Origin of the sequence: Natrinema pallidum DSM 3751 (assembly GCF_000337615.1) — an archaeon.
GTDB lineage: Archaea > Halobacteriota > Halobacteria > Halobacteriales > Natrialbaceae > Natrinema > Natrinema pallidum.
Map to the genome: position 1 here is coordinate 1 of NZ_AOII01000085.1, position 21,401 is coordinate 21,401.

Genomic DNA, 21,401 nt, shown 5'->3' on the forward strand with positions numbered 1-21,401 from the left:
CTCAGAGATGTGTATAAGAGACAGAGCCGGTCGAGGTCCGCGACGAGGCCGCACGCGAGAGCCTCGACCTCGAGTCCGCCGAAGTGCTCGACATCGAGCGGGCCGGCAGCGCCGATCGGGTTTGCGTCGACACCGGCACCTTACTCGAACACGACGAGGGAATGCTCGTGGGTTCGATGGCCCGCGGTCTGGTCTTCGTCCACGGCGAAACCGCCGAATCACCATACGTCGCGTCCCGCCCGTTCCGGGTCAACGCGGGCGCGGTCCACGCCTACGTCCGCACGCCCGACGGCGGCACCAAGTACCTCTCGGAGCTCCAGAGCGGCGACGAGGTCCAGGTCGTCGACCTCGAGGGCAACACTCGCGAGGCCATCGTCGGCCGCGTCAAGATCGAACAACGCCCGATGTTCCGGATCGCTCTCGAGACCGAGAGCGGGGATCGGGTCGAAACCCTGCTCCAGAACGCCGAGACGATCAAGGTCGCCTCGTCGGAGGGGCGCAAAGCGGTGACGGACCTCGAATCGGGCGACGAGATCCTGCTGTACTACGAGGACACGGCTCGTCACTTCGGCGAGGCCGTCGAGGAAAGCATCATCGAGAAGTAATATCGTCGACCGAGACAGGGGAGTCAGATGTCGTTCGTCTCCGACTCGGGCTCCATCGGTTCGAGCCGCGTCGTACACCAGTGACAGAACTGCAGGTCCTCGTCGATTTCCTTTCCGCACTCGGGACAGGTCGGCCCCTCAGCGCCGCCGGTGCCGCCGGGCGAGTGGCCGAGCGCACGGAAGGTCGCGTCGATCGCGGCGAACAGGGCGATAAACGAGAGGAAGAACTGTGCGATCACGTCCGTCTCTTCGGCCATGACATCCGCGTACGCGTTGATATCGCTGACGCTCGTTACCGGTCCGACAGCGGACAACTGATCGATCGGCAGGAAGACGGCACTAGCAGACAGGAAGAGGCCAGCAAAGAGGGCGGCACGGAGCCAATCTCGAACGAGGACGTGGCCTGCACCGGGCATAATCACCGAGAGACCGGCGGCGAGGAGCGCACGGAACCATGTCATTGTATGTGAGAACGGTAGGGATCGGTCGTCCTTAACATTCCGATTCTCGTTATTTTTCTCAGCCGAGGCGTGTCACCAGCCCCGCTAGCGTCTCGAGATCGTACTGTCCGGGCGCGGTCGCATCGGCCGGGTCGACGGGTGCGTACCCGATTTTCGACCCGTAGACCGGGGCCACGGCCCGCGTGTGACTGCCGACATCGCCCATCGCCATCGTCGCGACGGACTCCCCGCGAGCGGTCAGTTGCTCCGTCACCGAGAGCAAGGCGAGCGTGTCGGCCGTCGATTCGGCCGTGACGGCCAGCTTCGCGACGTCGGCGTCCGTGCCCGCCTCCGTCAACGTCCGTACCATCGCCTCCCGAGGCGGGGTGCCCTCGAAATCGTGGGCCGACGCGACGATCGACACGTCCCGGTCGCGAGCGGTCTCGAGCACTGCCGCCGCCGACCCGTCCTGAATCGACTCGAGTTCGAGATCGATCGCCCCGACGGCGTCGACCGCGGTCGCCTCGGCGAGCGCCTCGAGTCGCCCCTCGGCTGCGGCCTCTCCACCCTCCCACTCGGCCCGATTGGTCGCCAGAATCGGCAACTCGCCGTCGTAGGCCTCGAGCGCGGCTAGGGGCTCGTCGGCCAGGTCCATCCGAAATTCGATCGCGTCAGCGTGCTCGCGGGCCGCGGGCTCGTCGGTGAGCGCGGCCGTCGACGCTGCGAGGACGAACGAGTCGAACTGTAGTTCCATTGGGACCAACTGCGAGCGAGCGCGGCAAAAACGATATCGGTCCGGCGAATACCTGCGGCGAGCGCCGTCCTTACGCCATCCCGATGGTCTCCTCGGCCTCGAGGAGTTCGTGGTAGCGGTTCCGGATCGTGACTTCGGAGATGTCGGCGACATCGGAGACGGCGGCCTGGGTGGTCTTCTCGTTGGTCAGCAGTGCGGCGGCGTAGACCGCGGCGGCCGCGAGGCCGACCGGCGACTTGCCGGAGTGGACGCCCTTCTCCTTGGCGTTCTGGAGCAGCGAGCGCGCGCGGTGTTCGGCCTCGTCGGAGAGTTCCAGTCCCGAGGCGAAACGAGGGACGTAGCTCTCGGGGTCGGCCGGCTGGACCTCGAGACCGAGTTCACGGACCACGTAGCGGTAGGTGCGTGCGATCTCGTTTTTCTCGACGCGGGAGACGTCGGCGATCTCGTCGAGACTGCGGGGGACGCCGGCCTGACGGGCGGCGGCGTAGACACAGGCCGTCGAGACGCCCTCGATGGAGCGGCCGGGGAGGAGGTCCTCGTCGAGCGCGCGGCGGTAGATGACGCTGGCCGTTTCGCGGACGTTCGTCGGGAGACCAAGCGCGGACGCCATGCGGTCGATCTCGCCCAGCGCCTGTTTGAGGTTGCGCTCCTTGGAGTCGCGGGTACGGAAGCGCTCGTTCCACTTGCGCAGGCGCTGCATCTTCTCGCGCTGGCGCGAGCCAAGCGAGTTGCCGTAGGCGTCCTTGTTGCGCCAGTCGATGTTCGTCGAGAGCCCCTTGTCGTGCATCGTGTTCGTCGTGGGCGCGCCCACGCGGGACTTCTCGTTTTTCTCGGCGGCGTCGAACGCGCGCCACTCGGGGCCGCGGTCGACGGAATCCTCCTCGACGACCAGTCCGCAGTCCTCACAGACGGTCTCGCCGTGTTCGTCGTCGACGACGAGATTGCCCGCACACTCGGGACAGGCCAGGTCCTGCTCCTCGCTTTCGGTCTCCTGTTCGTTCGTTTCGGGTTCGCTACGTCGTACTCTCGTGTTCGATGGTGCGTTAGTCATACGATGGCGATTGCTGCCCGGCCGAACCGATCGCAAAAGCCCGGACGGTTCCGTTACCTCCCACGTTCAGAGACTCGAGGGTTAAGGGTTTCGGAATCTCAATCCCATATCCCGCGAAAACCAGTAATTCGGGCGAAAGAGCATGATGGATAGAAACATTGAAGCAATGGAACCGGTCGGAAACGCAGTCCCCAAATCGGTCCCCGCCAAACGACCGGTATGGACCTCGCAGTCGGAAGCACGAATCCCGTCAAGATCGACGCGGTCGAACGAACGCTCGAGCGCTACGAGCCGACCGTGACCGCCGTCGACGTGGATTCCGGCGTGGCCGAACAGCCGCGGTCGATCGACGAGACCGTCACCGGTGCGGAGAACCGTGCCCGGCGAGCGCTCGCGGCGACCGACGCCGACTACGGGGTGGGACTCGAGGGTGGCGTCGCTCGGCTGGACGGGACGCCGGGACTGTCCCTGATTATGTGGGGGGCCGTGACGGACGGCGACCGAACGGCGCGGGGCGGTGGGCCGACGCTGCGTCTCCCCGACGGGATCGCGGAACGAGTCGCCGACGGGGCCGAGCTGGGACCGGTAATGGACGACCGCCTCGGTACCGACGGTATCGCCGAGGCCGACGGTGCTGCAGGCGTACTCACGGACGGGCTGACGGACCGAACACAAGCGCTCGGCGAGGCCGTTGCGTCCGCGTTCGGACCGTTCGTCACGAATTACTACGACGGCGACGGCTGATCGTCACCGGGATGCGATCGACACCTGAACCGGCCGGTCGAACCCCGCGTCCGACACGGTCACGGACAAACGACACTCACGAATGGGTATATATTAACCTGCCGTACCAACGAAAGCTTTCCGCTCGGTTATTCATCTCTTACTCCCGACGGAAAGCGCATGACGGCGGCGGGTTAACCGCGCGTACCAAACCCCCTAAGGGTATTCCTGTCGTCCGATCGTGTATGAGCACTGCAATGGCCCCCGACCTCACGAGCAAGCAACGGCGGATTCTGGAGTACCTCCGGAACAATGCAGCGACGAAGACGTACTTCAAATCCCGCCTCATCGGCAACGAGCTCGGTATGACGGCGAAAGAGGTCGGCTCGAACATCACCGCCCTTCAGGAGGGCGACTACGATATCGAGATCGAAAAATGGGGCTACTCCTCGAGCACGACCTGGAAAGTCGATACGTAACTCCGCGGTGGCGACGCAGTGGACGCTGCTCGTATTTTACCGATCGTCAGGAGTAGCCAGCGACGGCCGTCGCGACGCCGAACGCTCTTTTCTCACGAGCCCCAGTATCGGGATATGACGACGGTACTGTTCGATATGGATGGCGTCATCCTCGAGGGGCCGCGGACCGACCCCCAGGTGTACGCTGCCGCCGCCGACGCAGCGCTTGCCGATCTGGGGGCCGACCCGACGCCGGCCCAGCGTCGCGGCGTTCGCACTCACGATCACGAACGGATCAAGACGCACTGCCGCGAACTCGGGATCGATCCCGACCGGTTCTGGAAACTGAAGGAAACGCACGCCTCGAAGGGGACCCACGACCGGCTCCGGTCAGGGGAGCGCGGCATCTACGACGATATCGATGCGATTCGCGACCTCGGTGACCGGACGGCGATCGGCCTCGTCACCAACAACCGCCACGAGACGGCCGCGTTCGTCGCCGACTACGTCGGGTTCGACTTCGACATCGTCCGCGGTCGAGACCCCACGTTCGAGGGCTACGAGCGGCGCAAACCCGATCCGTATTATATCGACGACGCGCTCGACGCCCTCGGCGTCACCGACGGCATCTACGTCGGCGATTCCCCGACGGACGTAACGGCCGGCCGAGCGGCCGGCCTCGAGACCGCGTTCCTCCGGCGGCCACACAATCGCGACCGGGAGCGGCCACGGAACGCGACACACGAACTCGCATCGCTGGCCGACGTGTCCTCACTCGTCGGACCGGAGTAAGATGCTCTTACAGCGGGAGCCACCGGCTTAGCCCTCGTACGTGAGGAACTGATCCGCGTTCCGGGCGAGCGCTCGAGCCCGGTCGCCGAACGAATCCGCGTGGCGGACGACCAGCACCAGCACCGTTTCCGGCCGTTCGACCGCGTAGCCGTCATCGCGAGAGAGCAGGCCGGCCTCCTCGAGTTCGCCGGCGTACTTGCTCACCGTCGGTGCCGAGACGTCGAGGGCCGCGGCGAGGTCGCCGGCAGTGGTCTCGGAGTTCAAGAGGAGTTCGATCAGCATGCCGCGGGGCGTCTCCCGGCGGAGGTATCCCAGGGCCCGCTTCTCGAAATCGTCGAAGCGGCCGGCGGTAACGAACCGCTTGTAGTCGCCGTCGCGATAGCGCTCGATCGCACCGACGTCCTCGAGTCGCCGCAAGTGGTGTTGGGTTTCGCCGGTCCCGAGTTGGAGGTCGTCGCGGATCTTGGAGAAGTGCGCGCCGGGCGTCGTCGAGAGATACCCCGCGATCGCGTCGCGAGCGTCGCTTTCGCCCGTGTCAGCGGCCGCTGCGTCCGCGCGGCCGACCAGGGGAGAAGCAGCACCGAGAGCGGCGAATCGGCGCAGGGTCGCTCGTTTGTCGTCGTCGACCCCATCGGGCGATGTCATAGCTACCTACTACCCGTAACGGGACGACCCGTAAAACAGGTTTCGCTCCCCGTTGTGCACCGACTACGATCGGTTAGTCAGGTACTAACGAGCGTGGCAGCCGACCCATTGCCGGGGCCTCGAGCAAAAATTGAAGTCGGGAACGCGTCGAGACTGCTGCCGACCGACCGATCAGTCGCCCGTGGACGACCCGTCCTCGTCGGCCGACATCTCGGTGCCGCCGTCGGCCTGACTCTGGAAGTCCTGATCCATCTCCTCGATGACTTCGTCGGGGTCGGATATCTCGGCCGGGTCCTTCCCCTCCTTGATCGCCTGGGCTTCCTGTTCCATCGCTTCGACGTCCATATCCGCTTCCTGGTCGATCTCGCCGATGATCTCGGCGATGTCGTCCAATCCGATCAGTTCGCGCGTCTCGTCGTCGAACTCGCGGCTCTCGAGTTCGTGGCCGTCCGCCTCGACGTCGCTGCCCGAGAGGTGCTTGCCGTAGCGGCCGACCAGCGAGGTGAGTTCCTGGGGCATGACGAACGTCGTCGATTCGCCCTGGCCGATGTCGGCCAGCGTCTCCATCCCCTTGTCGATGACCGCGCGTTCGCCCATCGATTCTGCCGAGCGGGCGCGCAGGACGGTCGAAATCGCGTCACCCTGTGCTTCGAGGATCTGGCTCTGCTTTTCACCCTGGGCGCGGATGATCTCGCTCTGTTTGTCACCTTCCGCCTTCTCGACGGCGCTGCGGCGTTCACCCTGCGCCTCGAGAATCATGGCGCGGCGTTTCCGCTCGGCGGAGGTCTGTTGCTCCATCGCGCGCTGGACGTCCTTCGAGGGGTTGACCTCGCGGACCTCGACGCTCTCGACGCGGATACCCCACTCGTCGGTGGGTTCGTCGAGTTCCTCGCGGATGCGGGCGTTGATTTCCTGGCGCTTGTTCAGCGTGTCGTCCAGTTCCATGTCACCCAGTACGGCGCGCAGGGTGGTCTGGGCGAGGTTCGAGACGGCTTTCTTGTAGTCGTCGACCTGCAGGAACGCCTTCTTGGCGTCCATCACTTTGATGTAGACGACGGCGTCGGCGGTCACCGGCGAGTTGTCGCGGGTGATCGCTTCCTGCCGGGGCACGTCCAGCGTCTGCGTTCGCATGTCGAACGCGTACGTGTTCGAGACGAACGGCGGGACGAAATTGATCCCCGGCTCGAGCAGTTTGCGATACTCGCCGAAGACGGTCAGGGCGCGTTTCTCGTAGGCATCGACGATTTCGATCGCGCTGAGCAACGCGACGATGACGACGACGAGGACGAGGGCACCGACGAGCAACAGCGCACCGCCGGCGGTTTGCATTGGGAACAGTTGGACCACCATATTTCGGCCTTACGGCGGTGGGGAGAAAAGCGTTCCCTTGTCTCGACAACATTTGGGGGCCGCTCGCGTTTCTCACCCCGAGTTTTCGGTTTCCGTTTCGGTCTCGGGTTCCGGGTCGGAGATGGATTCGCCGCTGCCGTCCGTGGCCTCCCGATCGGCTCTCTTCGTTTCCTCGTCGCGTGCGAGCGCGCGATCGATTTCGTCCTCGCCGATCGCGTTGACGGATTCGACCGTCAGGACGTTCCCGCCGCCGGGATCGATGACGATGACCTCCTCTCCCTCCTCGATCGTCCCGTCGGTCGTCCGCGCGCTGTAGTAGGGAGCGAACCCGCCCTCGTCGAGTTTCACTTCGCCGCTGCGGGTCGTGACCGTCTCGGTGACGTAGCCCGTCACGCCGGACAGCGAATCCGAATCCGTCGTTCGAGCGGTGCCTTTCCCGCCGTAGAAGTCGAACTCGTTGTAGACGTACGCCGCCGCGAGTCCGATCGCGAGGGTGAGACCCGCCAAGATGATGGGGCTAAGCGGGCTCGGAAAGAGGACGCCGATCAACCCCGCACCGACCAGGGCGATCCCGATCACGATGAGGTGGGCTCCCGGTGAAATGGCCTCGAGCACCATCAACACGAGACCAACGACCAAGAGCAGGAGCGGCACATTCCCCACGAGGGATTCGACCATACTTAGCGCTATAGCCTCGCACGAATTAAATGTTTGTCAGCGCCACGGCACCGTTCGGATCGACAGCCTATGCGACGCTTGCGTCGCGGCCTCGTGAACGCTCCGACGGCGATGAGTCAGCGGTCGATCGATCGGCGGTCCTCGGCAGCGGCGCTCGCGGCGGCAGCACAATCGCTCGGGGACGGAAGACGATACCCGACCGAAACGTTCGGGGAAAATTTTTGATCCCGCGGGACGGAACTCGACCGAACGCCCGCCATGATCCTTCGCCTGCGTATCGGTGCCGTCCTCGGCGTGTTCGTCGCGGTTACAGGCGTGTTCGTCCTCGCGCTGCTGTGGGCGTACGGCGTCCTAGTACCGGGACTCGTCGGCGGGACGATCGTCTACCTCCAGCATGGAACCGTCGAACTCGATCTCGTTCGGTTGCCGGTCTCGCGTCTCACGGCGCTGGTCCTGATCGGCGGTTTCCTCGCCGTACAGACGTATTACGGCTACCAGCGCGTTCTCGCCGGGACCCACGGCAGCGCCGACGACGAGGACCACGCCATCGCCCGAACGGTCCGACGACTGGCGATGCGAACCGATATTCCTGAGCCGGCCGTCCGCGTCGTCGCCGACGAGACGGCGAGTTGTTACACCGTCGGCCGGCTCACCGACGCGACGATCGTCGTCACGACGGGGCTGGTCGACCGTCTCGACGCCGACGAACTCGAGGCCGTGCTGGCCCACGAGATCGCCCACGTTGCCAACCGTGACGTGACGCTGATGACGATCACGACGCTGTTTCTGGAGATCGCCGATCGAGCGTACCACGCGGCACGGCTGGCCCGTCGCGCACTGGCCGAACCGCGCGACCTGTCGGACGGCGGCCGGATCGCGCTGTACTGGTTCCTCCCGCTGGTGGCGCTGACGTACGTCTTCGTTGCGCCGCTGCTATGGGTGTTCCCCGCCGTCGCCGACTGGGCGACGCGCACGCTCTCGCGGAGCCGGGAGTTCGCCGCGGACGCCGCGGCCGCCCGGATCACCGGCAATCCGCTGGCTCTCGCGAGCGCGCTGGTGATCCTCGCCGAGACGACCGGGACGCCCGAGACCGACCTTCGAACCGCCAAAACTCGCGCGCTGTGTATCGTCCCGACGGACCTCGTCACGGGCGCGGACACGTCGTCGCTGCCCCGGATCGTTCGGCCGACGGCCGACGCCCGTCGCCGCGAGCGCGTGACCTCGTGGCTCGAGGCCGCCACGCCACCGGGGCCGGTCGACGACGGCTCCGCGACGCACCCGCCCGTCGACGACCGCGTACGGCGACTCTCCGAGATGGCGGCCGAACGGAGGGGACGAGCGTGACTCGGGCGCGCCGACTCCTGTTCGTCGTCGGCTGCCTGTGTTGCCTGCTCGCGGTGGCGACCGCGCTCCCCGCGGCCGATCCGCGACTCGAGAACCCCGGCACTGGCGGTGACGGAGACCCGGTCGCCGGCGACTGGGAGACGTTGGAAGACCGGCCGAATTTCAGCACGACGCCGCGGGTGGACGGGAACGAGTCGGACAACGAGCCACAGTCGACGGACGGTGTCCAGATCGAGGGGGTGGTCGAGCCCGGGAACGACGTGACGGTCAATATCGGCGTTAGCGGGTTTGCGTCGACGAAGACGATCACGGTGAACGGTGCGTCCGTCGCGACGGCCGACAGGATCGGACGCGCCACGGTCACCGTGCCGTACGCCGAGGAGATGACCGTCGGGGTTCCCGAGGACAACCGCTCGCGGACCGTCGACGTGGCGACCAACGCAACGATCACCACGCACAGCGGGGCGGCACCGGCTCGCGATCTCGAGGTGAAAGCGACGGTCGGGGAGACACCGGTGACAAACGCCACGGTGACCCTCGACGGGGACGCCGTCGGGATGACGGACGAGGACGGCGAAGCCGAAGTGAGGCTGCCGGAGACCGCCGGCCCGGTCGATCTGCACGTCGCACGCGGTCCGGTAACGGGCAACCGGACCGTCGACGTCGACGAGCCGCGGATCGAGTTCGTCTCGCCGTTCCTGTTCCCGGGCTCGCCCGCTCCCGTCCAGGTGTCCGCCGACGGAACGGGCGTTTCGAACGCGACGGTCTCCCTCGAGAGCGGCGGGACGGCGACGACCGGCAGCGGTGGGCGGACCCACGTCTGGCTGCCGATCGACGACGAGGCGACCGTCACGGTCTCGGTCGGCGAGGAGCACGCGACGGCGACCGTCGGAAACCTCTATCTCCGGCTGACGGCGGTCGTCGTGTTCGTCCCCGGGTTCGTCATCGGCGGCGTTGTGACCTATTTCCGACTGGTTGCAAACGCCGAGCGGGGACGCGCGGGCGGGGCGACCGATCTATTCGTCGCGCTCGCCGACGTGTTCGGGGCGCTGGCCGACGCGCTCGGCGCGCTCGTGAGCGGCATCGGCCAGTTCGGGTGGCCGTCGATATCGCTGCCGACGATATCGCTGCCGCGTCTCGAGTTCGGCGGGAGCGGTCGCGAGTTCCCGTCGCTCGGACCGGCCCTCTCGTCGATCGGCCGGGCGTTCGTGACCCTCCCGTCGCTGGGATCACTGGGATCGCTCGGGCGGTCGTCGAGTGGCGGCGACGGATCGGTGCTCGCGGCCGTGTTCGGAACGCGCGACGACGAATCCGAGACGTCGAACGAGTCCGCGGACGACAGCCCCGACCTCGCGGCCGCCCCGCTCGCGCCCCGCGGGCCTCACGCCGAGATTCGCGCGGCGTGGCACGCGTTCCTCGACCGACTCGAGGTGGACGACCGCGAGACGGCAACCCCCGGCGAAGTGGCCCGCGACGCGCTCGCCGCCGGGTTCCCGGCCGAGAACGTGCGTCAGCTGGTCGCGATCGTTCGCGACGTCGAGTACGGCGGTCACGAGGCGTCTCCGGATCGGGTGGCGGCGGCGCGCGCGACGGCCCGTGAACTGCTCGCTCACGACCCCGACGAGGAGGGATTGGAATGAGTCGGCGCTCGTCGCCGGGACCGTGGCAGCGACTGCTGGGCCGACTCGAGGCGATCCATCCGGAGGCGATCGCGGTGGGGATCGTCGGTGCCGGGGCCGCCCTGGCGGTCGGTGCGACGGTCTTCGGCGGCTTTCTGCCGTCCGTCCAGTCGCTCACCGTGTTACTGTATCCGTTCGCGATGCTGTTTCCGGCGATCGGAGCCGTCCTCGCTGTCGGCGCGTGCTGGTGGGTGTGGGCCGCCGACCGGTCGGACGGCTCGCAGCTACTCGAAGGACCGCCGCCGGAAGCGGCGGTCACCACAACCGAGCACCCGGTCGGTCGCGAGTCGGCGAAGACCCTCCTCGTCGCCGGGGAGGGACGATACCGCTGTCGGCGAAACGAGTCGGCCGCGGCGGTTCGACGAGGGCTCGTCGACGGAGCGGTTCGCGTCGTCACGACGAGCCGCGGCCTCGCAGCCGACTCAGCTCGGGAGGCGGTCCGCACGGGAACGTGGACCGACGATCCGGTCGCCGCCGCGTTCCTGGCGGAGGAGCTGCCCCAGCCACCCCGCGAACGGTTGCGAGCCGCGGTCGACCCCGGGGCAGCGTACCACCGCCGCGTCCGTCGCACGCTCGCGGCGATCGAGCGGATCGACGACGGGACGGCGCGGAACGCGGAGGTGGATCGATGACGGAGCGAACCGTCGACCGGTTCACGGACGGCGACTGGGCCGTCGCCGCGACGGTCGCGCTCGCCGGACTGGGCATCACCGTCGGGAGTCAACTCCTCGTCGCCGCCGCCACGCTCCCGCTGTGGTACGTCGCCGCGGCCGTCCTGGGAAGCGATCGGTCGGCGATGGTCCGCGTCCGTCGCCGCGTGACGGTTCACGACGCCTCGAGCGAGAGCGGTGATGCTGACGAGGGCGAGGGACCGATACCCGCCAGCCCGGGGGCTACCGCGACCGTGCGAACGACCGTCCGAAACGACGGTTCGGGGACGCTCGTCGATCTGCGCGTCGTCGACGGCGTTCCGGACGCGTTGCCGGTCGTCTCCGGCTCGCCGCGCGCTTGCGAGACGCTCGAACCCCTCGAAACGGCGACACTCGAGTACGAGGTCGAACTCCGGCGGGGCGAGCACGCGTTCGGCGACGCGACGGTGCGAACGCGCGATCTCACCGGCACGGTCGCCGAAACCTGGACGGCGGGCGTCGAGGGCGACGATGCGGTCCACTGTTCGCCAACGGTCGAGACGGTGCCGCCGGGCAACGGGACGAACGAGTACGCGGGTGAGGTGCCCACCGATGAGGGCGGCAGCGGCCTCGAGTTCTACGCCGTTCGGGAGTACGAGCCGGGCGATCAGGTACGCGCGATCGATTGGCGGCGGTACGCCGGCACGCGGGAGTTGGCGACCGTCGAGTACCGCGCCGAGCGGTCGACACGGATCGTCTGCATCGTGGACGCGCGGCCGAGCCAGTTCCGTGCGGCGACGACCGACCGGGTGCCGGCGATCCAGCGCTCGGCCGACGCGGCCGGGCGAGCGTTCGAGGCGTTGGTGGCCGCGGGCCATCCGACCGGCATCGTCGGCATCCACGAGCAGGGGGTGACGAGCGTCCCGCCGGGAACCGGTCCCGCAACGAGGCAGGAGGCGACGGACCTGCTGGACGCGATGCAGGTGCCCGGTTACGTCGCAGCCGCCCGCTCACGGACGGGTGACCCGTTCGCCGCCCTCCTCCAGTCGCTTCCCGGTGACGTCCAGGTGTACCTGTTTTCCGCGTTCGTCGATGACGATCCGCTCGAACTCGTCGAGGCGCTTCGGGCGAGAGGATACGGCGTTCGCGTCGTCTCCCCGGACGTCACCGCCGACACTGCCGACACTGCGACGCGGCTGGCGGCTCTCGAGCGGGGGACGCGACTCGCTCGCGCCCGCGAGACCGGCGCTCAGGTCCTCGACTGGGACCGCGAGCGATCGCTCGGCGCGGTACTTCGCACTGTCGTCGGGGAGGTGGCGACCGAATGAGCCCGCCCGACGATCGGTTGCCGACGACCGTCACACGGGGACTCGTGCTCGCCGCCCTCGTGGGTACGCTCGCACTCGCCGTCTCCCAACCGATCGTCGCCGCCGGCGTCCCGATCGGGCTCGGTCTCGCAGTCGCGGTCGGGGCCGCCGGCGGCTCCAATCGTCGCGTCGCGCTCGGGGCCGCGTTGCTACCGGTCGTCGTCCTCGCCGGCGTCGCAACCATCGGGCTCGCGGGGACGCCGATCGCCGGTCTCGTGGCGGTCGTCGGAGCGGCTCTCGCGGCCGCCGTCTGCGGTGTCGTCTGTGGCCAGCCGACGGCGGTCGCACTCATGCGAACGGGCGGGGCCGCGCTCTGTGCGTCGGTCCTCGCCGGCGGGAGTGCACTGGTCGCGATCGGTATCGATACCGTGGGCGGGATACAGGCGGCGCTCACCACGGCGCTGTGGCTCACCGGCGACGGCGTCTCCGGACTGCTCGTTGCGCTCATCGTCGCCCCCGTCGCAGTCGTGGCTGCACTCCTCGTCGTCCCGCCGGCGGCGGTTACCGTCCCCTCGAGATACGATTCATACGTCACGAGCAGAAACGCACTCGCGAAGCTCATCGGGATCGCAGCCGCGGTCGCGATCGGCGGGCTCTCGATACTCACGGTCGGGTCGATGCTCGTCCCGACACTCGAGCCGGTCGTCGAAGCGGTCACCGGCAGCGCCGCGGTCCGCGGACTGCTCGCGGCCGTGACGGGAACGGCTCTCCTCGGCGTCGCGGTAGCGGTCATCGCCCGAAGCGTCTGGAGCCAGACGGGAGGCCGCCGGAACGCCGCGGTCGCGATCGTCGCAGGCACGCTCCCGGGCGTGGGGCTGCCGTTCGCGGCGGCAATCGGGAGCGGCGGCATCGGGACGACGACCGTGGCGACGCTCTTCGGCGCGGCGGCGGCCGCACTCGGCGTCGGCTGGCTTGCAGCCTGGCTCTACGAGGGCGTGGTGGGACGAAACGAGGCCACGAATCCCGAAACCGCCGTCGCGGCCGCGCTCGCCGTGGGCGGCGTCGTCAGCGGGGCGAGCGTCGACACCGCGACGCTCAGCCTCGAGCTGATGCGGGCGGGAGTGGCAACGTTCATCCCGATCGCGGCCGCGCTGTTCGCGTACGATGTCGGTCGGTACGGACGGACGCTGGCCCGCGAGATCGGGGCCGAGGCGTCCCGCCGGCCACAGCTCGTGCGACTCGGCTGGAGCGGCGGCGTCGCGGCCGTCGGCGTCCCCGTCGGCGCGCTCGGGATGGCGGGGGCGACGGCGTTCGCACCGACACTGTCGGTCCCGGCGACCGCGGGCGTGATCGTCGCCGTGGCCGCGGTCGTGGGCGGAACGTGGGTGCTAGTCCGCTGACGGCGGGTCCATCGCCGGGACGTCACAGTTCTCGAGGACGGCGTCGATAACCTCGCGTCGCGAGACGCCATCGACGATCGCGTCCGGGGTCAACACGAGCCGATGGGCGAGCGCGGGCCCGGCGATTCGTTTGACGTCTTCCGGGACGACGTACTCGCGGCCCTCGAGGACGGCGCGGGCACGACTGACTTCGAACAGCCGCTGGACGCCGCGGGGCGAGACGCCGACGTCGACGCGGCCGTCGGTCCGCGTGGACCGACAGACCGCGCCGATATAGTCCCGAACCGGTCCCTCGACGGCGATCCCCTCGGGAACGGCCTGGAGTTCGAGGACGTGCTCACGATCGGTGACCGGTTCGACCGTCGGCGTCGGCCGATCGCGGTCGGCCCGGCGGTCGAGCAGTTCGCGCGTTCCCTCGGCGTCGGGATAGCCGAGCGATGTCTGTATCATGAATCGGTCGCGCTGGGCCTCCGGCAGTTCGAAGGTCCCCTCCTGCTCGACCGGGTTCTGCGTCGCGATGACGACGAACGGGTCAGGGAGTTCGTAAGTGTCGCCGTCGACGGTCACCTGCCCCTCCGCCATCGCTTCCAGCAGCGCGGACTGTGTCTTCGGCGGCGCGCGGTTGATCTCGTCGGCCAGCACGACGTTCGCGAACACCGGACCCGGGGTAAAGTGAAACTCGCCGGTCTCCTCCTCGAAGACGTACGAGCCGGTGATGTCGGCGGGCATCAGGTCCGGTGTAAACTGGATGCGAGAGAACTCGAGGCCGAGCGCGGTCGCGAACGACCGCGCGGTGAGCGTCTTGCCCGTTCCGGGCACGTCCTCGAGCAACACGTGCCCGCGGGCGAGCACGCCGGCGGTGATCTCCTCGAGGACGGTGCGATCGGCGACGACTGCGGAACGGATCTCGTCGACGACGGCTGCCACCGTCGTCGCGGTGTCGGGGACTGACATACCGGTAGCGGCCCCTCCGGGAACTTATATCTCACGACGGCCGACACGATCGACTCGGATCGGACGGCTCAGTCGTTACGAGAATCGCCCGGTTCGGGAGCGGGAGTGTCGTTTGCCGGCCCGCTTCGATAGACGGCATAGAGGACCAGCACCGCGATCAGGAAGTCGAAACCGTGCTCGACGAGGTGGTGGACCGTCATCGGGACGAGTCCGAGGACGGTCCCCAGCCCGGTCACCGAACGGACGACGAGCACGCCCAGGACCACCGTGATCAACAGGTAGCGGAGCGTCCGACGCCGGGAGTAGGCGACGAGGCCCGCGACGAACAACACCGTCGTTCCCAGCGCCGCGAGCGTGATCACGCAGACGAGGACTGGCGCGAGTTGGGGGTCCAACCACTCGCTGGTGACCGACAGTGCAAGCACCATGAATCGATATCAATACTGGGCCGGACAGTCACCTATTCGCTTCGGTGTTTCCCGACCGGCAGCGACCGCGCTCGAGTCAGCCCGAACGCGGATACATATATTTGACTTCGATGTGCCGACGTTGTAACTCCTCCTCCCGGTTTATCCCTCACTCGGGCGTACGCTCCCCCGTATGAGTGATGCAGACGTGACGATCACGACAACGGACAGTCTCGAGGGACGGGAGATCACGGCGTACCGCGGCGTGATTTCGGGCGAAGCGGTCATCGGTGCGAACGTCGTCAGCGACATCGCCGCCGGCATCCGGGACGTCGTCGGCGGCCGGAGCGGGTCCTACGAGAAGAAAATCGAGAAGGGGCGGACGGAAGCGATCGCCGATATCGAGGCCGAGGCGCGGGAGGTCGGTGCCGACGCCGTCGTCGGCGCGACGTTCGATTACGAGGAGATGGGCGAAGGCATGCTGTGGGTCAACCTCTCCGGAACCGCCGTCGAGACGCGTCGCTCGAGCGAGTAACGCGGCGGTATTTCGACGGGCCGATCGGATAGAGACGGCGCGCGCCCGCTCGAGCGACCGAGGCCGCGAACGACAGCGCCCGTCGGCGGCCGCCAGCGATCGCCTGTGAGCCCCGTCGCCGTCGTTCCCGGGGGTTGGGAACGCGCGAAACCCGTTATATGCACCACGGCACTAGCGCCGAGTACGTTCCACCAAGGGAGAGCTATGACTGACACTCGAGAACGGATTCGGACGCACGTCGGCGCGAACGCCGGCGTCCATTTCAACGAACTCGTCAGGGAGTCCGACTTCGCGCCGGGACAGGTCCAGTACCACGTCCGACGGCTACGCGAGGAGGGACGACTCGTCCGCGAGGAGTTCTACGGCCGAACCCACTACTACCCGCCGACGTACGACGAGTGGGAGCGGGCCGCACTGGCACTGTTTCGGCGGGAAACCGCCCGCGAGATCGTCGTCTACCTGATCGAGCACGAACCGGCCGGCCCCGGAGCGATCACCGACGCCCTCGATATCGCTCGGAGCACGCTCGAGTATCACGTCGACCGCCTGGTCGACCACGGCCTCGTCGAGAAGCGCTACGACGAGCGGAACCGCGTCGTCCTCGAACTCGCGGAACCCGAAGCGACGGGGCGACTACTGACGACGGTGACGCCGACCGTTCCCGATCGGCTCGTCGATCGGTTCACGCGGCTCGTCGACGAACTGCTCGCGGGGACACAGGAACCACAGTAGGACCGCGACCCGCCGGCCGGTCACTGCATTCCGGGTTCGTTCTCGAGGCGATCGTAGTGGTCGTTCATGACCGCCAGCGTCGCGATCAGCGCGCCGAGGACGACGGGGCCGTAGAACAGCCCCATAACGCCGAACGCGTAGACGCCGCCGAGCACCCCGAGGATGATGACGGAGGGATTGAGTTCGGCGTAGCGATCGACAACGATCGGCCGAAGGTAGTCGTCGGAGAGGCCGACGACGATCACGCTGTATCCGAACAGCCCGGCGGCGAGCAGGAGGTCGCCGGTCAGTCCGAGGTAGATCACGGCCGGCCCCCACACCATGAACGACCCGATCAACGGGATCAGCGAGAGGATGATCATGACGAACGTCCAGAACGCGGCGTTGGGAACGCCGGTCGCGAGGAGTCCGAGTCCGGCGATGGTCCCCTGGATGATCGCGATCAGGACGTGTCCGGCGAGGACGGCCCACATGACCTCGTCCAGTCGCTGATAGAAGTCGTCCTGAACGTCGTCCGGAAGCGGCGTCAGCTCCCGCATCCAGGCCAGGAGATCGCTGCCGTCCTTGAGCAGGTAATACAGCAGGAAGACGGCGAGCCCCAACCCGACCAGGACGTGCGTGATCGCGCTGAACCACTCTGTCGAACGGCCGAGCACTACCGATCCGACGTTCTGTGCGGCGTCGGCAAGCACCGACGGCAGGTCGACGGTCCGGCCGGTCTGTTCCTCGATCGCCCGCTCGAGTTCGGCCATCTCCAACGAGTCGGTGTTGACCTGCTCGAGGAGTCGCCGGGCGTCGCTGGCGACCGCCGCGACGACGACGAGAAGCGGGACGACGAAGCCGGCGATCGCGAGCGCGACGAGTCCGCCGGCGGCGATCGCCGGCGACATGCGCCGCTCGAGACGCTCCTGAATGGGATAGAGAACGTACGCGATGAGGATGGCCCCCAGAATGTACTGGGAAAACGGCAGGACGAGCAACAACGAGAGGTACGCAAAGAGGGCGATAAGCGCGAGGAGGAACCCCTTACTGAGATTCACACGGCTTATTTTCGAGCACGTCGGCATAAAACCACGGCTTGGACCTGTTCCCACATCGGACTGTCGTGTGAATTCGTCACACGGCTTCAAGAGCCTGCTCGGTGAATTTCGACCCGAATGTCGACCCAGCTCGATCCCCTCTCGCTCTCGGCCGATCTCCTGTATACGGTCAAGACTGAGGGCGACGCCGACCCGCTGCGGGAGCATCTGGCGTCGGTCGAGCGATCGCAACTCGAGCGGGCGCTCGCCAGTCGCGAGGAGAAACTCTCCTTCTGGCTTAACTGCTACAACGCCTACGCGCAGTTGCTGTTAGAGGAGGAAGAGCCCGACCTAGGCGAGGGCGGGCTCCTCGATAGCTGGAAGTTCTTCGCGCGCGACCAGATCCCCGTCGGCGGGGTCTGGCTGAGTCTCAACGACATCGAGCACGGGCTGCTCCGCAGTTCGAAGCAGCCGTGGGGCTTTGGCTACCTCCCTCGGCTGTTTCCCTCCTCGTTCGAACGGCAGTTCCGACTCGCCGACTGTGACCCGCGCGTGCACTTCGCGCTGGGTCATAGCTCGGAGCACTGTCCGCCGATCGCGGTCTACTCGCCGCGAGACGTCGACGAGGAACTCGACATCGCGATCGAGTGGTTCCTCGAGGAAAACGTCACTTACGACGACGCGGCAAACACCGCGACGGTCCCGCGGCTGTTCAGGCAGTACCGCGGTGATTTCGGCGGCAAACGCGGTATCGTCGGGTTCCTCCGGGAGTACAACGCCGTCCCCGACGATACCACGCCCGTACTCGAGTACGAACGGGTCGACCACTCCGCGGAGCTCGACGTGGATCTCGAGGCCGACGACGTTCGGCCGTAGGTCGCCGACGGCGTGCCGGGGCGTCTACTCGAGTCGCCGGATATTCGCCGTCGGTGCGCTGCGCATGACGCCCCGGGCCGCCCGTTCGGCGTTCGATCGCGAACTGTACCCTTCGCCGCTGTCGGCGACGATGTTCCCGTTCCAGTGGACGAGTCGCCAGCGCCACTGACCCGCGTTGTCTTCGTAGACCTCGAACCGGCTGGTCCGGCCGGAGTCGTCCGATCGGTCGGTCCCCTCGGCGGTCGTCACCGCCGTCTCGGCCGTCTCGGCGTCGTCCGTCCCATCGTCGTGGTCCGCACCCACGTCGAGGGGCATCACCGCCGCCGCGGGATCGACGGCCGTCGGGTCCGCCGCACCGCGCTCGTCGCCGTCGTCGATCCCGTCGGCGTCGGCGGACTCGGCAGTGTCGGCGGTCGAACCGCGATCGGAGAGACGAACGCTCGAGCCCTCGGGATCGTCCCACTCGAGTTCGAGTTCGAGTTCGCCGACCGGCGGGTCGGCGTCGGAAGCGTACTCGGCCTCGAATTCGGCGACGACCCGCTCCGGCACGGCGATCCTGGCGGCCCGGTCCACGCCGGTCAGGCGGACGGGGCGGCCGGACTCGAAAGCGGTCGCGAACTCGCGGAAGACGGCGGCGAGGTCGGCACGGTCGTACGCGCGCTCGAAGTCGAACTCGTCCCCGTCGGCCGCGGCCGATTCCTCCGGTCGGTCCGTGTCGTCCGGCGCGTCGCTCATAGGTGAACGTACGATCGGCTATGTGTTAATATTACCCACTCGCCGGGCGGGATAGTAACAGATGTCGACCGCACGACTGTCGGAGCGTTTTTGTCGCCGCGCTGTCTTCGCTCGCCCGTGACTTCACGCGACTGGCGTGCCGACCGAGAGGCCGTTTTCGACCGCGACGCGTTCACGTGTCGCCACTGCGGGACCGACGGCGGCGACGACCCGGCGACGCTCCGAGCCTACCCCGTCGGCGACGTCCCGCTCGAGGGACGGGTCCACGAGAGTGCGCTCGTCACCGTCTGTGACGACTGTTTCGAGACGCTCGAGGGGTCGGTGGCGACGGAGCCGATCGCAGCCGATGCGTTGTTTCACCGCGTCCGGGAGACCACCCGACTCCAGGGGACGACGATTTCGGCGGTCGCCGATTTCGCGTCGCTGGCGACGGCGCTCCCGTCGACCCTCGAGACCGCCCTCGAACCGGGGACCGACGCCGACATCGACGACTCGGTCTCGGAGTATCGCCGAACCAGACGCGACATTCTGCTCGCCATCGCCGTCGTCGACGCCCGACTCGAGCGACTCGCGGCGCTCGACGACGAGGACTACGAGCCGGCGACCCGGCGCGCGCTCGCGGCGTTTTCGGACACCGCGGCGGACCTCCAGTCGACCCTCCGCGAGGTCGTCGGACTGAGCGAAACGGTTCCCATCGGCCTCGAACGCTGTCAGGGCTGTTTCGAGTCGCTCGAGGGCGAGTCGTGTGCGACCTGCGGGCTCGCAGCCCGCGAGGCAGCGGCGTGGCGGAAAGACGACGGCACCCTCGCGTTCGAGGGACTGTTCACGACGATCAACGACCGGCTCCAGGGAGCCTCCGAGACGACCGAAACGCTGACCGAGCGGACGACCACGCTGGCCGAACGGCTCACGGCGGCGTAGCGACAGCGCGACGCGCGAGGTCGGCGGGGCGTTCCGCACCGGGCGGCCGACCGAGCGGTCGCTTCGCGAACGGTTGGTGGTCACTCGAGAGAGGCACAGAACGGCCGTCGCTCGACCCGCGACGACCGGTCGCGTCGAACCGCTACAGGTGGGTCGCGGCCTCGAGCGAGAGATCGATCGCGCGGCCGACGTTGTTCTTGGCCTTTTCAGGGAGTTCGTCGTCCTCGGTGGCGGTTCCCTTCTGGGTTCCTTCGACGAGGTTCCCGTCGACGGTACAGATCGCACCGGCGCGCAGGCCCTTGCGGCGGGCCAGCGAGAAGACGGCGGCGGCCTCCATCTCGACGGCGAGCATGCCGGCGGCCTCCCAGTCGTCGACGGCCGCGTCGGTCTCGGCGTAGTAGGCGTCGTCGGAGGCGATCGGACCGACGTGGACGTCCTCGTCGTTCGCCTCGGCGGCGTCGGCTAACGCCGACAGCACGTCGTAGTCCGGAACCGCGGGGTACTCGGCGGCCTCGTACCGTTTCGACGTGCCCTCGTTTTTCGCTGCGCCCGTCGCGACGATCATGTCGCCGATCTCGATACCCGACTGGAGCGCGCCGGTCGTGCCGACGCGGATGAACGTCTCGACGCCGACGTTCGCCAGTTCTTCGATGGCGATCGCGGCGGACGGGCAGCCGATCCCCGTCGAACAGATCGTCAGCTCTCGGCCCTCGTAGGTTGCGTTGACGACCTTGTACTCGCGGTTCTGTGCGATCGTCTCCGATTCGTCGCAGTGGTCGGCGATGCGATCGACCCGCCCGGGATCGCCCGGGATGAGCGCGATATCTGTCAGGTCGCCGTCGTCGACCAACAAGTGTGGCTGCGTCGCCATACCGTCGGGTTCCGTGGGCGGTGGCAAAAAAGGTTCGAGGGAGGGCCACGCAGCGATCGGTGTGACCGGTGCTCATCGATGCCACCCCCGTCCCCCGCTCGACGGCGGCTCCGCCCGCGATCTCACTCGGCCGGACGAACATCGACGCGCTCCGGGCGAATCGTAACGACCGCGTCGTCGATCTCGAACTCGACTAGCCCCGTCGTCCGGGTATCGCCGCGGTTCGTCTCGGCGAAGAGGCTGTCGAGTGCGTCCGGGTCGATGTACTCGTAGAGCTGCGTACTGGTTCCGGTGGCGTCGTCACCGTAATACCGGGCCAGTGCCATCGCAGCGGCGATACTCGGCGGTTCGTCCGCTCGTCGCTCGTACCGGACCGGCCGTCTAAAGCCGCATCCGTTCGAGTCGTTTACCCTTCCTTCCGTCATGTCTCTCAGTCACGGGATCGTGACTGTTCACTCAGGTGGCCAACGTCCCCACGCATATAACTACCGTCAGA

Annotated in this window: 24 protein-coding genes and 1 pseudogene; 13 read left to right on the plus strand and 12 right to left on the minus strand. The window is 67.5% G+C overall.

Annotated features, from left to right (window positions below; translation table 11 throughout):
- Positions 1–29 precede the first annotated feature (29 nt).
- Positions 30–605: pseudogene (locus C487_RS13865) on the plus strand (3-dehydroquinate synthase II); the annotation flags it as partial.
- Positions 606–628: 23 nt separating this feature from the next.
- Here C487_RS13865 and C487_RS13870 read toward each other — a convergent pair.
- The 3 genes from C487_RS13870 to C487_RS13880 all read right to left on the minus strand — a co-directional run bounded on the left by C487_RS13870 (position 629) and on the right by C487_RS13880 (position 2,850).
- Entirely contained in the window at positions 629–1,066 is a 438-nt protein-coding gene (locus C487_RS13870; RefSeq protein WP_006186427.1) for a zinc ribbon domain-containing protein, read from the minus strand.
- Positions 1,067–1,124: 58 nt separating this feature from the next.
- On the minus strand, positions 1,125–1,799 hold the full coding sequence (locus tag C487_RS13875; RefSeq protein ID WP_006186428.1) for a type I 3-dehydroquinate dehydratase: 675 nt from the start codon (positions 1,797–1,799) through the stop codon (positions 1,125–1,127).
- Between the two features lie 70 nt (positions 1,800–1,869).
- Positions 1,870–2,850, minus strand: coding sequence for a transcription initiation factor IIB (locus C487_RS13880; protein ID WP_006186429.1), 981 nt, complete (start codon positions 2,848–2,850; stop codon positions 1,870–1,872).
- 219 nt (positions 2,851–3,069) lie between these two features.
- Between C487_RS13880 and yjjX the strand changes: the two genes are divergently transcribed.
- From yjjX to C487_RS13895, 3 genes are all read left to right on the plus strand, one after another.
- Entirely contained in the window at positions 3,070–3,594 is a 525-nt protein-coding gene (yjjX, locus tag C487_RS13885) for an inosine/xanthosine triphosphatase (RefSeq protein ID WP_006186430.1), read from the plus strand.
- 236 nt (positions 3,595–3,830) lie between these two features.
- Positions 3,831–4,052 (plus strand): DUF7123 family protein, encoded by a 222-nt coding sequence (locus tag C487_RS13890; RefSeq protein ID WP_006186431.1) that lies wholly within the window; start codon positions 3,831–3,833, stop codon positions 4,050–4,052.
- A 114-nt stretch (positions 4,053–4,166) separates the two neighbouring features.
- Positions 4,167–4,823, plus strand: coding sequence for an HAD family hydrolase (locus C487_RS13895; protein ID WP_006186432.1), 657 nt, complete (start codon positions 4,167–4,169; stop codon positions 4,821–4,823).
- Positions 4,824–4,850: 27 nt separating this feature from the next.
- On the opposite strand, the gene C487_RS13900 is transcribed toward C487_RS13895, so the two are convergent.
- The 3 genes from C487_RS13900 to C487_RS13910 form a co-directional block, all read right to left on the minus strand.
- Positions 4,851–5,468: a winged helix-turn-helix transcriptional regulator gene (locus tag C487_RS13900; protein WP_006186433.1), complete on the minus strand. Its 618-nt coding sequence runs from the start codon at positions 5,466–5,468 to the stop codon at positions 4,851–4,853.
- Positions 5,469–5,639: 171 nt separating this feature from the next.
- A complete protein-coding gene (locus C487_RS13905; RefSeq protein ID WP_006186434.1) occupies positions 5,640–6,818 on the minus strand; it encodes an SPFH domain-containing protein in 1,179 nt (392 codons plus the stop codon).
- Positions 6,819–6,890: 72 nt separating this feature from the next.
- Positions 6,891–7,496: an NfeD family protein gene (locus C487_RS13910; RefSeq protein WP_006186435.1), complete on the minus strand. Its 606-nt coding sequence runs from the start codon at positions 7,494–7,496 to the stop codon at positions 6,891–6,893.
- A 258-nt stretch (positions 7,497–7,754) separates the two neighbouring features.
- Here C487_RS13910 and C487_RS13915 point away from each other — a divergent pair, with 258 nt between their 5' ends.
- From C487_RS13915 to C487_RS13935, 5 genes are read left to right on the plus strand one after another with little or no spacing between them, the layout of a single operon-like run.
- On the plus strand, positions 7,755–8,840 hold the full coding sequence (locus C487_RS13915; RefSeq protein ID WP_006186436.1) for a M48 family metalloprotease: 1,086 nt from the start codon (positions 7,755–7,757) through the stop codon (positions 8,838–8,840).
- Entirely contained in the window at positions 8,837–10,480 is a 1,644-nt protein-coding gene (locus C487_RS13920) for a DUF4129 domain-containing protein (protein WP_006186437.1), read from the plus strand. Before C487_RS13915 ends, C487_RS13920 begins: the two co-directional genes overlap by 4 nt.
- Positions 10,477–11,151 carry a DUF7269 family protein gene (locus C487_RS13925; protein ID WP_006186438.1) on the plus strand — a complete coding sequence of 225 codons (675 nt, stop codon included), beginning with the start codon at positions 10,477–10,479 and terminating at the stop codon, positions 11,149–11,151. The genes C487_RS13920 and C487_RS13925 overlap by 4 nt, the downstream gene beginning before the upstream one ends.
- Positions 11,148–12,476 (plus strand): DUF58 domain-containing protein, encoded by a 1,329-nt coding sequence (locus C487_RS13930; RefSeq protein WP_006186439.1) that lies wholly within the window; start codon positions 11,148–11,150, stop codon positions 12,474–12,476. The genes C487_RS13925 and C487_RS13930 overlap by 4 nt, the downstream gene beginning before the upstream one ends.
- Positions 12,473–13,855 carry a hypothetical protein gene (locus tag C487_RS13935; RefSeq protein ID WP_006186440.1) on the plus strand — a complete coding sequence of 461 codons (1,383 nt, stop codon included), beginning with the start codon at positions 12,473–12,475 and terminating at the stop codon, positions 13,853–13,855. Before C487_RS13930 ends, C487_RS13935 begins: the two co-directional genes overlap by 4 nt.
- Here the strand turns inward: C487_RS13935 and C487_RS13940 are convergent.
- Both C487_RS13940 and C487_RS13945 read right to left on the minus strand, forming a co-directional pair.
- Positions 13,844–14,809: an AAA family ATPase gene (locus tag C487_RS13940; protein ID WP_006186441.1), complete on the minus strand. Its 966-nt coding sequence runs from the start codon at positions 14,807–14,809 to the stop codon at positions 13,844–13,846. The two genes, C487_RS13935 and C487_RS13940, sit on opposite strands and share 12 nt — an antisense overlap.
- 68 nt (positions 14,810–14,877) lie before the next feature.
- Entirely contained in the window at positions 14,878–15,237 is a 360-nt protein-coding gene (locus tag C487_RS13945; RefSeq protein WP_006186442.1) for a DUF7471 family protein, read from the minus strand.
- Positions 15,238–15,409: 172 nt separating this feature from the next.
- Here C487_RS13945 and C487_RS13950 point away from each other — a divergent pair, with 172 nt between their 5' ends.
- Together C487_RS13950 and C487_RS13955 are read left to right on the plus strand one after the other, a co-directional pair.
- Positions 15,410–15,751 (plus strand): YbjQ family protein, encoded by a 342-nt coding sequence (locus C487_RS13950; protein WP_006186443.1) that lies wholly within the window; start codon positions 15,410–15,412, stop codon positions 15,749–15,751.
- A 204-nt stretch (positions 15,752–15,955) separates the two neighbouring features.
- Positions 15,956–16,483 carry a winged helix-turn-helix transcriptional regulator gene (locus C487_RS13955; RefSeq protein ID WP_006186444.1) on the plus strand — a complete coding sequence of 176 codons (528 nt, stop codon included), beginning with the start codon at positions 15,956–15,958 and terminating at the stop codon, positions 16,481–16,483.
- A gap of 20 nt (positions 16,484–16,503) precedes the next feature.
- Here the strand turns inward: C487_RS13955 and C487_RS13960 are convergent, their stop codons facing one another.
- Entirely contained in the window at positions 16,504–17,523 is a 1,020-nt protein-coding gene (locus C487_RS13960) for an AI-2E family transporter (RefSeq protein WP_006186445.1), read from the minus strand.
- A gap of 117 nt (positions 17,524–17,640) precedes the next feature.
- Here C487_RS13960 and C487_RS13965 point away from each other — a divergent pair, with 117 nt between their 5' ends.
- The gene (locus tag C487_RS13965) at positions 17,641–18,378 is read left to right on the plus strand and encodes a DUF547 domain-containing protein (protein WP_006186446.1); all 738 of its coding nucleotides are present in this window, start codon (positions 17,641–17,643) and stop codon (positions 18,376–18,378) included.
- Positions 18,379–18,402: 24 nt separating this feature from the next.
- Here C487_RS13965 and C487_RS13970 read toward each other — a convergent pair whose 3' ends face one another.
- Positions 18,403–19,113, minus strand: a complete 711-nt coding sequence (locus C487_RS13970) for an amphi-Trp domain-containing protein (RefSeq protein ID WP_006186447.1) — start codon at positions 19,111–19,113, stop codon at positions 18,403–18,405.
- Between the two features lie 117 nt (positions 19,114–19,230).
- Between C487_RS13970 and C487_RS13975 the strand changes: the two genes are divergently transcribed.
- Positions 19,231–20,034 (plus strand): HNH endonuclease, encoded by an 804-nt coding sequence (locus tag C487_RS13975; RefSeq protein WP_006186448.1) that lies wholly within the window; start codon positions 19,231–19,233, stop codon positions 20,032–20,034.
- A 142-nt stretch (positions 20,035–20,176) separates the two neighbouring features.
- On the opposite strand, the gene C487_RS13980 is transcribed toward C487_RS13975, so the two are convergent.
- The gene (locus C487_RS13980; protein ID WP_006186449.1) at positions 20,177–20,905 is read right to left on the minus strand and encodes a nucleoside phosphorylase; all 729 of its coding nucleotides are present in this window, start codon (positions 20,903–20,905) and stop codon (positions 20,177–20,179) included.
- A gap of 122 nt (positions 20,906–21,027) precedes the next feature.
- Positions 21,028–21,330 (minus strand): HalOD1 output domain-containing protein, encoded by a 303-nt coding sequence (locus C487_RS13985; RefSeq protein ID WP_049908168.1) that lies wholly within the window; start codon positions 21,328–21,330, stop codon positions 21,028–21,030.
- Between the last annotated feature and the right edge of the window lie 71 nt (positions 21,331–21,401).

Excerpts from the sequence above, each read along its gene's own strand:
- C487_RS13870 (WP_006186427.1), bottom strand. The coding sequence starts at position 1,066 with ATGACATGGTTCCGTGCGCTCCTCGCCGCCGGTCTCTCGGTGATTATG.
- C487_RS13935 (WP_006186440.1), top strand. The coding sequence starts at position 12,473 with ATGAGCCCGCCCGACGATCGGTTGCCGACGACCGTCACACGGGGACTC.
- C487_RS13930 (WP_006186439.1), top strand. The coding sequence starts at position 11,148 with ATGACGGAGCGAACCGTCGACCGGTTCACGGACGGCGACTGGGCCGTC.
- C487_RS13940 (WP_006186441.1), bottom strand. The coding sequence starts at position 14,809 with ATGTCAGTCCCCGACACCGCGACGACGGTGGCAGCCGTCGTCGACGAG.
- C487_RS13890 (WP_006186431.1), top strand. The coding sequence starts at position 3,831 with ATGGCCCCCGACCTCACGAGCAAGCAACGGCGGATTCTGGAGTACCTC.
- C487_RS13915 (WP_006186436.1), top strand. The coding sequence starts at position 7,755 with ATGATCCTTCGCCTGCGTATCGGTGCCGTCCTCGGCGTGTTCGTCGCG.
- C487_RS13925 (WP_006186438.1), top strand. The coding sequence starts at position 10,477 with ATGAGTCGGCGCTCGTCGCCGGGACCGTGGCAGCGACTGCTGGGCCGA.
- C487_RS13955 (WP_006186444.1), top strand. The coding sequence starts at position 15,956 with ATGACTGACACTCGAGAACGGATTCGGACGCACGTCGGCGCGAACGCC.
- C487_RS13970 (WP_006186447.1), bottom strand. The coding sequence starts at position 19,113 with ATGAGCGACGCGCCGGACGACACGGACCGACCGGAGGAATCGGCCGCG.
- C487_RS13880 (WP_006186429.1), bottom strand. The coding sequence starts at position 2,850 with ATGACTAACGCACCATCGAACACGAGAGTACGACGTAGCGAACCCGAA.
- C487_RS13965 (WP_006186446.1), top strand. The coding sequence starts at position 17,641 with ATGTCGACCCAGCTCGATCCCCTCTCGCTCTCGGCCGATCTCCTGTAT.
- C487_RS13980 (WP_006186449.1), bottom strand. The coding sequence starts at position 20,905 with ATGGCGACGCAGCCACACTTGTTGGTCGACGACGGCGACCTGACAGAT.
- C487_RS13900 (WP_006186433.1), bottom strand. The coding sequence starts at position 5,468 with ATGACATCGCCCGATGGGGTCGACGACGACAAACGAGCGACCCTGCGC.
- C487_RS13895 (WP_006186432.1), top strand. The coding sequence starts at position 4,167 with ATGACGACGGTACTGTTCGATATGGATGGCGTCATCCTCGAGGGGCCG.
- yjjX (WP_006186430.1), top strand. The coding sequence starts at position 3,070 with ATGGACCTCGCAGTCGGAAGCACGAATCCCGTCAAGATCGACGCGGTC.
- C487_RS13905 (WP_006186434.1), bottom strand. The coding sequence starts at position 6,818 with ATGGTGGTCCAACTGTTCCCAATGCAAACCGCCGGCGGTGCGCTGTTG.
- C487_RS13945 (WP_006186442.1), bottom strand. The coding sequence starts at position 15,237 with ATGGTGCTTGCACTGTCGGTCACCAGCGAGTGGTTGGACCCCCAACTC.
- C487_RS13950 (WP_006186443.1), top strand. The coding sequence starts at position 15,410 with ATGAGTGATGCAGACGTGACGATCACGACAACGGACAGTCTCGAGGGA.
- C487_RS13910 (WP_006186435.1), bottom strand. The coding sequence starts at position 7,496 with ATGGTCGAATCCCTCGTGGGGAATGTGCCGCTCCTGCTCTTGGTCGTT.
- C487_RS13875 (WP_006186428.1), bottom strand. The coding sequence starts at position 1,799 with ATGGAACTACAGTTCGACTCGTTCGTCCTCGCAGCGTCGACGGCCGCG.
- C487_RS13985 (WP_049908168.1), bottom strand. The coding sequence starts at position 21,330 with ATGACGGAAGGAAGGGTAAACGACTCGAACGGATGCGGCTTTAGACGG.